Source organism: Shewanella psychrotolerans, assembly GCF_019457595.1.
GTDB lineage: Bacteria > Pseudomonadota > Gammaproteobacteria > Enterobacterales > Shewanellaceae > Shewanella > Shewanella psychrotolerans.
In genome coordinates, this window is the sequence record NZ_CP080419.1 from 531,527 (window position 1) to 544,795 (window position 13,269).

Below are 13,269 nucleotides of genomic sequence, written 5' to 3' on the forward strand. Positions count from 1 at the left end.
TGAGGCAGCGAAAATACCTGTTAAGCTAGGTTTTCGACTGGCTCATAAAAACAACAAACTGCCTAAATTAGGAGTACCCATGAAACCCTCTACACTTGCGTTGGCCGTCGCTCTAGCGATCCTTCCTACCGCCAACGTTATTGCTGCACCAGATAGTAGTGCTAAATTGATTAAAACGAGTCAATTATCTCAAGGGTTTATCAATCTATTTTATGAAAAACAGTCTGGCGACTTGTATCTCGAAGCCAACCGCTTAAATCAACCATTCTTGTTATTAACCAGCGTGCCTCATGGTGTTGGTTCCAATGATATCGGTTTAGACCGAGGCCAGCTTGGTGTCACCCGTATGGTGCAATTTGAGCGTCATGGTCCCTATCTTATTTTAAAGCAGCTCAATACCAAGTACCGTGCCAATACCGATAACTTTGCCGAGCAGCGTGCTGTTAAAGAAGCCTTTGCTGAATCCGTGCTTTGGCGTGGCAAGATTGTTGAGGGCCAGCGAGCTATCGTGTCGGTTAAGGATCTGGTCGTTAACGATCTTCATGGTGTTGGCGATGTGCTCCAATACACTAAGCAGGGCGATTATCGTCTAGATAAGGAGAGATCGTTTATTCTGCCTCAGGGAGTTAAATCCTTCGAGCGCAATAGCGACATTGACGTGCTATTAACCTTTAATAGCGCCAAGGCTGGAACTCAGCTTGCTCAGGTGACACCAGATGGAAAATACCTGTCGATACGCATGCGTTATTCGTTTGTACAGCTGCCCGATGATAACTATCAGCCTAGGGCATATCACCCTATGAGTGGTTACCTTTCTGACGATTATCTTGATTATGGTACGGCCATTAATCAAGACATTGTGAAACGCCATTTGCTGCGACATCGATTAGAAAAAGTGACACCCGGAGATGCGCCTTCTGAAGTGGTAAAACCGATTGTTTACTATCTCGATCCCGGCGTACCAGAACCGATCCGCAGCGCGTTACTTGAAGGTGCTCGTTGGTGGGAGGAAGCATTCACTAATGCAGGTTTTATCAATGGCTTTAAGGTTGAATTACTGCCAGAGGATGCCGATCCACAAGATATTCGCTATAACATGATCCAGTGGGTGCATCGTGCGACTCGGGGTTGGTCATACGGCAGCGCCATTGCCGATCCGCGCACAGGTGAGATCATTAAAGGTCATGTCACTTTAGGCAGTCAGCGAGTACGACAAGATCACCTTATCGCTCGTGGCCTAACGGCTGGATGGCAAGATAGAGATGCGGCCGAAGAGGCTGCTACGTCGTTATCGCTCGCGCGTATTCGTCAGCTTGCCGCCCATGAAGTCGGTCATACTTTAGGGCTAGATCATAACTTTGCCGCCTCAAGCAATGATAATGCATCAGTGATGGACTACCCCCATCCCAAGGCAACGCTAAATGGTGATAGCATCGATATTTCATCCCCCTATGATGAAGGTATTGGCCGCTGGGATAAGTTTACCGTTGCCTATGGTTATGGTCAGTACAGCCCTGAGCATCAATCCGAACAGCTTGCCAAACTCATGAGTGATGTGGAGTCTGAGGGATTGCGTTATATTGGCGAGGCCGACTCGCGCGCTCAAGGAGCAAGCCATGCTTATGCAAGTCTTTGGGATAATGGTCAAGATCCCGTTAGTGAGCTCGATCGTCTTGGGGCTGTGCGCGAGAAAGCCATCGAACAGTTCTCCGCATCTGCGTTGTTGGCTGATCAACCCTATGGCGAGTTGCGTGATGCTTTCGTGCCAATCTATTTGCTAACACGTTATCAAATCACCGCTGCAGCCAAGTTTATTGGCGGTAGTGATTACAGCTATAGAACCAATGATGCGGGTAGAGAGTGGCATTATATGGCGCCAGAGTTACAAAAAGAGGCGCTCGATAGTCTGTTACGCACCTTAAAGTCTAGTGCGTTGAACATTCCGACTAACGTGGTCGATGCATTAGTGCCTAAATCGGGTAATTATGGCGCGACAAGGGAAAGCTTTGTCGGTGCTACAGGAGTTATTGTAGATCCTGTAGGTATGGCTGAAGTGCTTAGCCGTCATACTTGTCAGCAACTACTCTCGCCAGCACGCTTAAACCGAGTCGAGCAGGGGTACTTGGCCGATAAAGAGCAGTTGTCGGTATTGAACTTAGTCGATCGATTATTGGGGGCGACACTCTATAGCGATATTCCTACTGGCTCCGAATTAGGCGTTTGGATGCGAGTTAATGCCGTGGTGTTAGAGCAACTGCTCAGTAGCTATCACAGTGACGATAGTTCCCCCGAAGTCAAAGCCCTGTTAGCGGATAGGTTAAATTATGTCTTGAAGCAATTGAGCCGTAAGGTTAAGCGCAGCAGCGCCTATGAGGCGGCACATTTTGAGTGGTTGCGCCAAGGCGTAGAGCAAGCGCTCGTCGACGCAAAGGTTAAACTTATTTCTAAGCCGCTACCGATGCCGCCGGGATCACCAATTTAACTGATAGCGATAAGCCCCTATTTGAAGGGGCTTTTTTAGTGTACTTTCGTGATAGAGAGCGCACCGAATGAAGAAAGTTTCTAGCGGTCTTCTTTTCAGGCTCTGAATGGTAGCCTACCATTAGCACCAACAGAGGTTCATTTTTACTTAAAGTCGAGGTTTGTTAGCTAGCCTGTTGTTTGTCCAATAGCTTACCAATACGATAAGCATCGATAATACCCACAAGCCAAGCTGCGATAAACGTAAAGGTCGCAATGTTAATCCACTGGCTATCATCGCCTGCAGGAACTTGGCTGATATGCTGGTAGATGACATTAACATCCAGCGGGATCTCGCCAGATAGGATGCGATCGGAGATCGCCTGTGCCCGTTCAACCGCTTTATATAACAGATATACCAAACCCGACAGGCTAATAAATGAAATAAGCGTGCCCGTGTTATAACGCTTAAGGTAGAAATGGCCGCTGCCCGGACAGATAAATGCTGACATTAGGGCGGCAATCATGGCTTTATTCATGGGGTTCTCTTTTGGGATGATTAATTAACCCGAGTTTAGGTTAACTATTCTAAGTCGATACGCCTAAGGCTGATTTTTAAGTGTTTGGCTTTGTTCACTAGCACAGGATCGGCATTGTCACCTTGCGCCGCCAGCTGGCTTTCGATACCCGTTAACTCTTGCACTAGCCAGCCACGAATCATCACATAATAGCGTGAGTTAGTGCCATAGTGAGCAATAATCTCAACCGATTTTGGAGAGGGCGAGTCAATGGCATCAGCCAGGGATTGCACCATAAAACCAATCTGCTGTTGAGTCGATAGCGTCTCATCATCCACAGCGCTAGCGGCTGTGCTAACTATGGCTAACAGTAATATCAAAGCGGCTTTCATCTTGGATCCTTATCGATTCGATACGTAAAATGTATCGCAAACTGGCGACTTAAGATAGTGACAATAATGGTGGGATTTTACTGCAGAAGGATAACAACGGAAGCCCAGCTCATATCGAGCTGGGCGCGCCGGGAAGCGTGATTTTGATTAATTTTGTTGTGTAGACCTCCCATTATTCGCTGGGCGGGAGATCCCGAATAACAAGGTATAGGCCACTGGCAAGACGATTAACGTCAGTACCGATGCAAACCCAAGGCCGAAGATAATGGTGATTGCCATTGAGCCGAAGAAGGCATCCGATAACAGTGGTATCATCCCCAGCATTGTGGTGATCGCCGCCATTAATACCGGTCTTACACGACTGACTGCCGAATCGATAACCGCCTGATAACCGATTTTACCTAAGCTGAGCTCTAGATTGATCTGATCGACCAATACAATGCCGTTTTTGATCACCATCCCAGTCAAACTAAGCAAGCCTAATAGTGCCATAAAGCTAAATGGCGCGTTTAATAGTAGTAAACCCGATACCACACCAATCAAAGAGAGTGGCACAGTAAACCAGATCACCAATGGCTGTCTTACCGAGTTAAACAGTAAGACGGTGATCAAGAACATAGCAAGGTAGCCAAGTGGAATTGAGCTAAATACCGAGACCTGAGCTTCGGTTGCCGTTTCGTACTCGCCGCCCCATTCGAGGGTGTAACCCGCAGGAAGGGGTAAGGCTTCTATTTGTGAGCGGATTTTTCTAAATACCGAGTCGGCAGTCTCATCGGTACCGTTGACTGGCTCAGCTAACACGGCAATCACACGTTTACGATCGCGGCGCATGATTAGCGGGTTTTCCCACTCGGTGCTGAAATCAGAGACGACTTGGCTGATGGGCACAAACACATTGTTGCCCGAACTCCATACTTGTAGCTCTGATATGCTATTCGCGTTAAAACGTTCACTCGCTGGTGCCCTAGCAATAATAGGTAACAGGTGACTGTTTTCACGATATAAGCCTATCTGTTTGCCACTGAAGTTAGTCAACAGCGCATTATCAAGATCTTGTTTGCTAACCCCTGTCTCTCTTGCCTGAGCTAGAGCCAATTGTGGACGAACCAGGGTGACCTGATTACGCCAATTATGCCTCACGCTGGTGGCGGTTGGTTCTGCTTTAAGAATATCGACCGCTTGTTGGGCGAGGTTTCTCAGCACTTGAGGATCTTCACCATAGAAACGTGCCTCAATCTTAGCCGCTGGACTGGGGCCATTTTCTAAGTATTTAAAGCGATATTCAGCCTCGGGATAACGGACACTCAAATCGCGCTCAAGTTTACGCATGTACTTATTGAGACTATCAAGATCTGTCATCTCTAATATCAGCTGGCCATAGGCTTTGTAGCCTTTTTCTGGCACATAAGGCAGTACGAAACGTTGTGCCCCTTGACCTAGAACCGTGGTGATATTAATCAGTCCACTATCTTGTTCAGCTTGCTCTGAAAGCAGGTCTTGCTCAATACGGCTAAGTTGTGCTTCGGTAGCCTTGATATCTGTGCCTTCTGGCATCCATACATCCACAAAAAACATCGGTGTATTAGACGATGGGAAGAACACATTTTTTACATGGCCCATACCGATCACCGAACCCACAAGAGCGATAATAACGACAATCAGGGTGAGAGCCCGAAAGCGCATTGCTAGGTTGAGTGTTAAACGGTAAAGGTTGAATAACCAGCCTTTATAGGGATCGCTTTCATTATTATCGTCGACGGGTATGCCATCTTTAAACATGATATTGCAAAAGAATGGAGTTAGCGTCATCGCTGTGATCCAGCTGATAAACAGTGAAATCAACAATACCAAGAATAATGAGATACAGAATTCACCAGACGCATTATCCGACAGACCAATCGGGGCAAAGGCCATGATAGCGATAATCGTCGCGCCGAGCAGTGGCCATTGAGTTTGACTGATCACTTGCTTAGCGGTTTCTAGGCGTGTTTGGCCGCGCTTGATCCCAATTAATATCCCCTCGGTGACTACAATGGCGTTATCTACCAACATACCCAAGGCGATAATGAGCGCACCTAATGAGATGATCTGCAGCTCAATATTGAGTACATTCATCATAATAAAGGTGCCGAGAATCGTCAGCAGCAGCACTAGTCCCATTAACAGACCCGAGCGAACGCCCATAAAGATCAGTAACACGCCAATGACAATCGCGATGGATTCGGCAAGGTTGACTAAAAAGCCATTAATGGTCTCATCAACCATCTTACTTTGGTCATAGACGGTAGTCAGTGTCATGCCAAGTGGTAGCTCACTGTCTAGGGCCGCGATCTTATCATTGACCACTTGGCCAACATCCACCACGTTAACACCACTAGAGAAAGCAATCCCGATAGATAATGCCTTGTTTCCTCCACCGTGATAGATACTGTCTGGTGTCTCTTCAACGTCTTTGTAGATGTTTGCAATATCGGCTAAATGGATAAGCTTGGTATCGCCAGGCGAACTCACAACTAGGTGTGACAGCTGCTCTACGCTATCGAACTCCCCTGTGGGGTGAATACGGATACGATTATCACCCACCTTGACACTACCCGCATTGGAAACCACGTTTTGGCTAGTGATCAGGCCATAGATATAATCTTGATTTAACCCCAAGGCATTGAGCTTTTGGGTTGAGATCTCCACCACCACCTGATCGGATACGATACCTGCGATACTGACACGTTTAATGCCTTTAACCAGTACGAGTTCGCGACGTAGAAAGTCACCATAGTTTTGTAGCTCACGGTCGTTGTAACCGTCACCACTTAAATTGAGCAGAATGCCATACACATCACCAAAGTCATCGATAACTGCAGGTTCCATAACGCCCTGGGGCAAGGTTCCTTTGGTGTCGTACACTTTACGGCGCACTTCATCCCACACTTGGGGGAGTTCGTCTGCACCATAATTTTCTTTAATCTCTATCTCGATTTGAGACAGCCCAGCACTGTTAATTGAAGTGATATGCTTAATGCCATCGAGTTGTTGTAACGCATCTTCCAGTGGCAGGGTCACTTCCTCTTCAACCTGCTCAGGTGACGCGCCAGGATAGGCGGTAATCACAAGCGCTTGTTTAATGGTAAATTCAGGGAACTCTAGCTGACCTAAGCTGAAAAAAGAGATACTGCCACCAATTAATAGCAGCAGGGCAAACATCCAACTGACAACCTTATGGGTAATCGAATACTCGGCAAAATTCATCGATTAAACACCCCGTTGCCAGCGCAAAGGTTTTACTTGCATATCGTCTTGCAGATATTGCACCCCAGCCACGACAACCTTGTCACCAACATTGATGCCGTCGAGCACCTCAATGCCATTCGTGGTGACTCTTCCGACGGTGACCTCTTGTGACTTAACTAAACCTGTCTCTGGGTTGTAGGTCCATATAATGGTTTGTCCATCCAGATCTCGCTTGATAACCGCATTCAAGGGGACTGTTGCGCCTGTCTTGGTTTGCGTTTCCCCCGATAGATCTAAGGTCAGTTCGGCACTCATACCAGGTAAAATGCTGATATCTTGCGGCGCGGGTAGGGTAAACACCACTTCATAGCTTTGGGTGCCTGGAGTCACCTGAGTCGCAAACTCCTTTAGACGCGCAGGATAGCGTTGCTCTGGATGGTTGCTAAAGGTCACGCTAGGCAGCGCAGGTGCATCGGGACTAAAGCGTGTTACTTGACTTGCCAATGATTCAGGTACCTGAATAACCACATCGATAAAGCCATCTTTTTGGAGGATTAAAATGGGTTGGTTTACTTGAACAATTTGATAGTTCTCAACCGATCTTTTAGCCACGATGCCGTTAAATGGTGCTTTAATGATGGTGTAGCTAAGTTGATCTTGAGCGCTAGCAAGGTTGGCTGCCGCCGATTTTATTTGAGCCTTGGCCAAGTCGTAGTCGGCTTGTGAAATTAACTCACGACGCAGCAGTTCGCCTTTACGTTCGAAATCAGCAACGGCTAACTCATGATCCGCTTCTCTGTTGAGTAAGGTGTTGCGCGCATCTCTATCATCGAGTCTAGCAAGTACATCCCCCTTGTTTACTCTCTGGCCTTCCACTAGTGAAAAATCAATTAGCTGACCTGAGAGACGAAATGATAGCTCTACCTGTTTTGTTGCCGCTACCTTGGCCGGAAAGCTGCGCGTTGCCGCTCGATTGAGATCGGTTATCTCCATCAATTTGACCGGGCGAATGCTTGGTGCCTGAATTTCAGCAGACTCTGTCGTGCAGCCAGCTAGAAGCAGTAGTGCACTAATAGAGAGCCCGATTGTTACGTTTTTCATAAAACTAATCTCACATTGTTACGAAGTGTATCTTGCTAGCGTGCCAAGATAGCAGCTCTTATTGTTGAGTAAAATGGAATTATGTGAAATCATGGGTTCCATAAAATGAAACCATCTTCACTTGCTTTACCGCCTTGAGTGTGTGCAAAGTGATAGTGTGTCGAGTTCTATTGCCTAAATGTTGAGATGTCGCCATGAAGACCGAAGATATTGCGCTATTCCACCGTATTGTTGAAACTGGCAGTTTGGTTGAGGCGGCAGATATTTTAAACTTGCCCAAGTCCACCTTAAGTCGCCGCTTGCAGGCCCTAGAAGATGAGCTGAACGTGAAGTTGTTTCATCGTCAGAGTAGGGCGATGACACTAACAGCCTCAGGTAGCCATTTCTATGATAAAACCACACCGATGTTGGCCGCATTGGAACAAACCCTATCGGAACTGTCAGGGCAAGAAGCGGAAGTGGCCGGCCATCTGCGGATCTTAATTTTCCCCATCCCTGAGATTTTACATATCACCCATGCGATCTTTGAATTTATGGATATCAACCCTGAGCTTACGGTTGAGATCATCGTGAGTTCAGAGCCTAAAGATATGATTCGCAACAACATCGATTTGGCCTTTATGCTTGAAGACGCGTTTAATGAGAATGAGATGGTCGCACGCCATATTATTGATGAAAGGGTGCACTTTTTTGCCAGCCCAGAATACCTCGAAAAAGTGGGTACACCGTTAACGCCAGAAGAGTTACCCAAGCACAATTCCATCCTGTTTCGCTACCCTAATGGCCGGATTTTTAATGAGGTGCCCTTTGGTAAGGAAAAGACACTCTCGGTGACAGGTAACTTGTGTGTTAACAGTTTAGAGACTTGCTTAGAAGCCACATTGATGGGCAGAGGGATCTCTATGATGCCGCTTCCTGTTGCGCAAGAGTATGTAGAAAACGGTAAGTTAGTGATGTTATTTGAAGATGTAGAGCCCTATGAAGGTAAGTGCTTCTTAGTCTATCCTTCGCGGCGTTTTATCAGCCTCGCCAGCCAACGTTTTATTGACTACATTATGACAGCATTAGAAGCGTGTATTCAAAATGGTGCCTGCGATCGCGAAGCCAGAACCAAAGGTGTTATTAAGCCGTTGATTTAAGAAACGAGCGTTGAGCTAAACGATGGTCTTTGAGGTAAACCCTAGCATTAATCAGGGCTAATGATGAGACCAAACGGCGCAAGTAACTGTTCTTGCTGCCATTGGTTGATGATCACCCCCTCAAGTGGCACCACTCTTGGATCAAGCCCTTCAAGCTCGACTCGGGTTAGATTAGCACCGCGCAGGTCAAAGCTGCCCCACTGTTCGGCAGAAAACTCACCGCCACTCAGATCGGCACCTTTCATTGAGGCACCGTTTAAATTCGCGCCGCGCCAGCGATTATCAAACAGCTCACACTCTTCAAGCAGTACGCCATCAAAGTTACTGTAGGCAAGATTACAGCCGGTAATATAGGCGCTACAAAAGTAGCTTTTTTGTGTGATATAGTTGGCGAAACTGGCACGATGAAAGTCGGCTCCCTGCAGGTTACTATCACGAAACTCTGCGCCAAAACAGCGACTCCCCTTAAACAGGCTCATGCTCAAATTACACTGCTTAAAGCTAGCATTAGTTAGGGTCGCGTAACTAAAGTCACAGCCAAGTAGATCGCTGCTTTCTACAAACTGACAATGGTCAAACTGGCAATCGGTGAGATCGCTATGGGTAAACTGACAGCGATAGAAATAACAATTTTTAAATTGATGCTCCTGCAGATCTTCGCCACTAAAATCATGGTCGATATAATGCTGATCAGCAATGATATACATGGTTTATTCCTTAGCGCGTGTGAGTTTGTCGCAAATTTAGCTTAATGCTTAATCGATTGTGTGTGCTTAGCGGCTTTCGCAGGTTCAGTGATGCGGCTCGCCAAAATATAGCAGGCAATCCCCATCACAGTGTTTGTCACAGGGAGCGCTAACAATAACCCTTTCACGCCACCAAGATAGGAGCCTAATGCCGCCAGTGGCAGCAACAGTAAAAACAATCGACAGACATTTAATACCAGCGAGCTCATGGGTCTATGATAGGCGTTGAGTGTTGTAGCCATTAAGATCACCATGCCTAAAGGGCCATAAGCAGCGGGCAGGGCAATAATATAAAACGTCAGCCATTCAAGCACTTGAGGATCGCTACTAAATAACTCGGCAACAGGCGTCGCGAAAAACAGCAGTGGCAGATAGATTAAGGTTTGAAATATCAGCACGAATTTTAGCGACAGCATTAAGGCTTCGCGAGCGCGCTCGGTTTGCCCTGCGCCTAAGTTTTGTGCCACAAAGGGCACTAGGCTAGAGGACAGTGCCATTACCGCAATTAATAGCACCGATTCTAAGCGTGTTCCTGCACCAAAGGCGGCCACGGCGCTATGATCTATGCGTGCTAGCATCGCCATAATTAGGGCGTTGGCCACGGGGTTTAACAGGTTCATCAATGCGGCTGGTTGGGCAATATGCGCCAGTTGTTTCCAGTTGCAGCGCATGCGGGTCAAATTGAATTCGGCAAACTCAACCAAGTTACGTTTAATAATCAGCAGATAACCCGATAACGACAGTGCGACTATCCAAGAGATTAGGGTCGCAATCGCAGCGCCTTGGATCTCTAAACGTGGAAATGGCCCAAGTCCAAAAATAAGCAGTGGGTCGAGCACTAGATTGATGAGCGACGCTAGGGCCATGATCTTGGCTGGTGACTTAGTATCGCCAGTGGCACGTAATCCCTGATTGCCCACCATTAACAGCACTAACAGTGGTGCGCCTAAATACCACAAAAACATGTAGTCGCGGATCAGTGGCAAACTGGAATCATTGGCGCCGAGCAAGGTGAACAGCGGTCCAATACAGAGGCTGCCCAGCAAAGATACTGCCGCAATTAACCAAAAGGTGAGCATTAACGCATCGTGCAAAAACACCTTAGCTTTGTGACTGTTGCCACTGCCAATAAGTCGGCCTAAATTAGTCGAAACGCCTGCACCAATGCCAATCGCGATGCTGGAGATAATCAAAGTAACCGGAAAGGTAAAACTGATAGCTGCTAAGGCCTCAGTGCCTAACTGACTAATGAAAAAGGTATCTATAAGACTAAACCCAAGAATGGTTAAGATACCAATCAGGTTCGGCAGGCTCATGTTTAGCAGTATACGACCGATTGGCTGGCTAAGTAGCCCGTGTCTGTCTCTCATTAAATACGGAATGCCTAATTAAAGAAGGAGGGCAATTCTATCAGGGTTGGCTGATATTTTATAAAACCGAGTTAAAAAAATGAGATTTTTTTTGTAAAGCCCTTGGATCTTGTTGCGGTGATCCCCATATAAGCAAACATCAGACGGTATAAGCCTTATGCCGTATTACTTTGATAAACCGCCAACGTTTGTTGGGCAAGAAAATCATTAGGAGAGTCCATAGATGAATATTCGTCCATTACATGACCGCGTCATTGTTAAGCGTTCTGAAGTTGAATCAAAATCTGCCGGTGGCATCGTACTTACAGGTAGCGCAGCAGAGCAATCAACTCGCGGTGTAGTGCTTGCAGTAGGCAATGGCCGAATCCTTGAAAACGGTACTGTTCAGCCTCTTGACGTAAAAGTCGGCGACACGGTTATCTTCAATGAAGGCTACGGTGTGAAAAAAGAGAAGATCGACGGCGAAGAAGTCTTGATCCTATCTGAATCAGATTTAATGGCTGTAGTGGAATAATCCACTAAGTTACTTTCTATCCCAGTTAAACCTATTTTTCTTAAAGGATACAGAACATGGCAGCTAAAGAAGTTCTTTTTGGTAATGACGCACGCGTAAAAATGCTAGCGGGCGTAAACGTACTAGCAAACGCAGTTAAAGTTACCTTAGGTCCAAAAGGCCGTAACGTAGTACTAGACAAAAGCTTTGGTGCACCACTTATCACTAAAGATGGTGTGTCAGTAGCAAAAGAGATCGAACTAGAAGATAAGTTCGAAAACATGGGCGCTCAAATGGTGAAAGAAGTTGCTTCTAAAGCCAACGATGCCGCCGGTGACGGTACCACTACTGCAACGGTACTAGCACAAGCTATCGTGACTGAAGGCCTAAAAGCCGTTGCAGCGGGCATGAACCCAATGGATCTTAAGCGCGGTATCGACAAAGCGGTTATCGCTGCTGTTGCTGAACTGAAGGCCCTATCTCAAGAGTGCAGCGACACTAAAGCGATTGCTCAAGTAGGTACTATCTCTGCAAACTCTGACGAGTCAATCGGTGAAATCATCGCAACCGCGATGGAGCGTGTTGGTAAAGAAGGCGTTATCACGGTTGAAGAAGGTCAAGCACTAGAAAACGAACTCGACGTCGTTGAAGGGATGCAGTTCGACCGTGGTTACCTCTCTCCATACTTCATCAACAAGCCTGAGACTGGCAGTGTAGAGCTAGAAAGCCCATACATTTTGTTGGTTGATAAGAAAGTATCAAACATCCGTGAACTATTGCCTATCCTTGAAGGTCTTGCGAAAACGGGTAAGCCACTGCTTATCATCGCTGAAGACGTTGAAGGCGAAGCATTAGCAACATTGGTTGTAAACAACATGCGCGGTATCGTTAAAGTGGCTGCTGTTAAAGCACCAGGATTTGGCGACCGTCGTAAAGCCATGCTACAAGATATCGCTATTCTAACTGGCGGTACTGTGATTGCTGAAGAGATTGGCCTAGAGCTTGAAAAAGCAACCCTAGAAGACCTAGGTACAGCGAAGCGCGTTGTTATCACTAAAGATGACACCACTATTATCGACGGTACTGGTGAACAAGAGCAGATCCAATCTCGCGTTGCACAAATTAAGATCCAAGCTGAAGAATCAACCTCTGACTACGACAAAGAGAAACTACAAGAGCGTATGGCCAAATTGGCTGGCGGTGTTGCAGTGATCAAAGTGGGCGCAGCCACTGAAGTTGAAATGAAAGAGAAGAAAGCGCGCGTAGAAGATGCACTACACGCGACTCGCGCCGCTGTTGAAGAGGGCGTCGTAGCTGGTGGTGGTGTTGCACTGGTGCGTGTTGCTAGCAAGATTGGTGAAGTTGAAGTCTTAAACGAAGACCAAAAGCACGGTGTGACTATCGCCCTACGTGCGATGGAAGCGCCACTACGTCAAATCGCGACTAACGCAGGTGAAGAAGCGTCAGTTGTGGCTAACAACGTGAAGAACGGCAGCGGTAACTACGGTTACAACGCAGGTAACGACACTTACGGTGACATGCTAGAGATGGGTATCCTTGACCCAACTAAAGTAACTCGTAGTGCGCTACAGTTCGCGTCATCTATTGCTGGTCTGATGATCACGACCGAAGCTATGGTGGGCGAAGTTGCTCAAGAAGCTGGTGCTGGCGATATGGGCGGCATGGGTGGAATGGGTGGTATGGGCGGAATGGGCGGCATGATGTAAATTTTACGGGCCTAAATCTGTGATAGCTGCGTTGCTTCACCACTCGTTTAGTAGACTAAACGTCACGGTAAAGCGCCTTGCTCTAACAAGATTTA

General features: G+C 46.9%; 10 protein-coding genes. 4 read left to right on the plus strand and 6 right to left on the minus strand.

The features are described 5' to 3' along the window. The first annotated feature begins 79 nt into the window (after window positions 1-79). On the plus strand, window positions 80-2,482 hold the full coding sequence (locus K0I62_RS02425) for a zinc-dependent metalloprotease (RefSeq protein ID WP_220069965.1): 2,403 nt from the start codon (window positions 80-82) through the stop codon (window positions 2,480-2,482). Window positions 2,483-2,645: 163 nt separating this feature from the next. On the opposite strand, the gene K0I62_RS02430 is transcribed toward K0I62_RS02425, so the two are convergent. The 4 genes from K0I62_RS02430 to K0I62_RS02445 all read right to left on the minus strand — a co-directional run bounded on the left by K0I62_RS02430 (window position 2,646) and on the right by K0I62_RS02445 (window position 7,699). Then, window positions 2,646-2,999: a hypothetical protein gene (locus tag K0I62_RS02430; protein ID WP_220069966.1), complete on the minus strand. Its 354-nt coding sequence runs from the start codon at window positions 2,997-2,999 to the stop codon at window positions 2,646-2,648. Between the two features lie 44 nt (window positions 3,000-3,043). Next, on the minus strand, window positions 3,044-3,370 hold the full coding sequence (locus K0I62_RS02435) for a hypothetical protein (protein WP_220069967.1): 327 nt from the start codon (window positions 3,368-3,370) through the stop codon (window positions 3,044-3,046). 147 nt (window positions 3,371-3,517) lie between these two features. Further along, window positions 3,518-6,616, minus strand: coding sequence for an efflux RND transporter permease subunit (locus tag K0I62_RS02440; protein ID WP_220069968.1), 3,099 nt, complete (start codon window positions 6,614-6,616; stop codon window positions 3,518-3,520). Between the two features lie 3 nt (window positions 6,617-6,619). Continuing rightward, entirely contained in the window at window positions 6,620-7,699 is a 1,080-nt protein-coding gene (locus K0I62_RS02445) for an efflux RND transporter periplasmic adaptor subunit (protein ID WP_220069969.1), read from the minus strand. Window positions 7,700-7,893: 194 nt separating this feature from the next. On the opposite strand from K0I62_RS02445, the gene K0I62_RS02450 reads away from it, so the two are divergent. After that, entirely contained in the window at window positions 7,894-8,838 is a 945-nt protein-coding gene (locus tag K0I62_RS02450; protein WP_220069970.1) for a LysR family transcriptional regulator, read from the plus strand. 47 nt (window positions 8,839-8,885) lie between these two features. Here K0I62_RS02450 and K0I62_RS02455 read toward each other — a convergent pair whose 3' ends face one another. Then, window positions 8,886-9,545 (minus strand): Qnr family pentapeptide repeat protein, encoded by a 660-nt coding sequence (locus K0I62_RS02455; RefSeq protein ID WP_220069971.1) that lies wholly within the window; start codon window positions 9,543-9,545, stop codon window positions 8,886-8,888. Between the two features lie 41 nt (window positions 9,546-9,586). After that, window positions 9,587-10,954, minus strand: coding sequence for an MATE family efflux transporter (locus K0I62_RS02460; protein WP_220069972.1), 1,368 nt, complete (start codon window positions 10,952-10,954; stop codon window positions 9,587-9,589). Window positions 10,955-11,177: 223 nt separating this feature from the next. Here K0I62_RS02460 and K0I62_RS02465 point away from each other — a divergent pair, with 223 nt between their 5' ends. Beyond that, window positions 11,178-11,468, plus strand: a complete 291-nt coding sequence (locus K0I62_RS02465) for a co-chaperone GroES (RefSeq protein ID WP_220062912.1) — start codon at window positions 11,178-11,180, stop codon at window positions 11,466-11,468. Window positions 11,469-11,524: 56 nt separating this feature from the next. Then, window positions 11,525-13,174, plus strand: a complete 1,650-nt coding sequence (groL, locus tag K0I62_RS02470) for a chaperonin GroEL (protein ID WP_220069973.1) — start codon at window positions 11,525-11,527, stop codon at window positions 13,172-13,174. Window positions 13,175-13,269 lie beyond the last annotated feature (95 nt).

Excerpts from the sequence above, each read along its gene's own strand:
- groL (WP_220069973.1), top strand. The coding sequence starts at position 11,525 with ATGGCAGCTAAAGAAGTTCTTTTTGGTAATGACGCACGCGTAAAAATG.
- K0I62_RS02425 (WP_220069965.1), top strand. The coding sequence starts at position 80 with ATGAAACCCTCTACACTTGCGTTGGCCGTCGCTCTAGCGATCCTTCCT.
- K0I62_RS02435 (WP_220069967.1), bottom strand. The coding sequence starts at position 3,370 with ATGAAAGCCGCTTTGATATTACTGTTAGCCATAGTTAGCACAGCCGCT.
- K0I62_RS02455 (WP_220069971.1), bottom strand. The coding sequence starts at position 9,545 with ATGTATATCATTGCTGATCAGCATTATATCGACCATGATTTTAGTGGC.
- K0I62_RS02460 (WP_220069972.1), bottom strand. The coding sequence starts at position 10,954 with ATGAGAGACAGACACGGGCTACTTAGCCAGCCAATCGGTCGTATACTG.
- K0I62_RS02440 (WP_220069968.1), bottom strand. The coding sequence starts at position 6,616 with ATGAATTTTGCCGAGTATTCGATTACCCATAAGGTTGTCAGTTGGATG.
- K0I62_RS02450 (WP_220069970.1), top strand. The coding sequence starts at position 7,894 with ATGAAGACCGAAGATATTGCGCTATTCCACCGTATTGTTGAAACTGGC.
- K0I62_RS02445 (WP_220069969.1), bottom strand. The coding sequence starts at position 7,699 with ATGAAAAACGTAACAATCGGGCTCTCTATTAGTGCACTACTGCTTCTA.
- K0I62_RS02430 (WP_220069966.1), bottom strand. The coding sequence starts at position 2,999 with ATGAATAAAGCCATGATTGCCGCCCTAATGTCAGCATTTATCTGTCCG.
- K0I62_RS02465 (WP_220062912.1), top strand. The coding sequence starts at position 11,178 with ATGAATATTCGTCCATTACATGACCGCGTCATTGTTAAGCGTTCTGAA.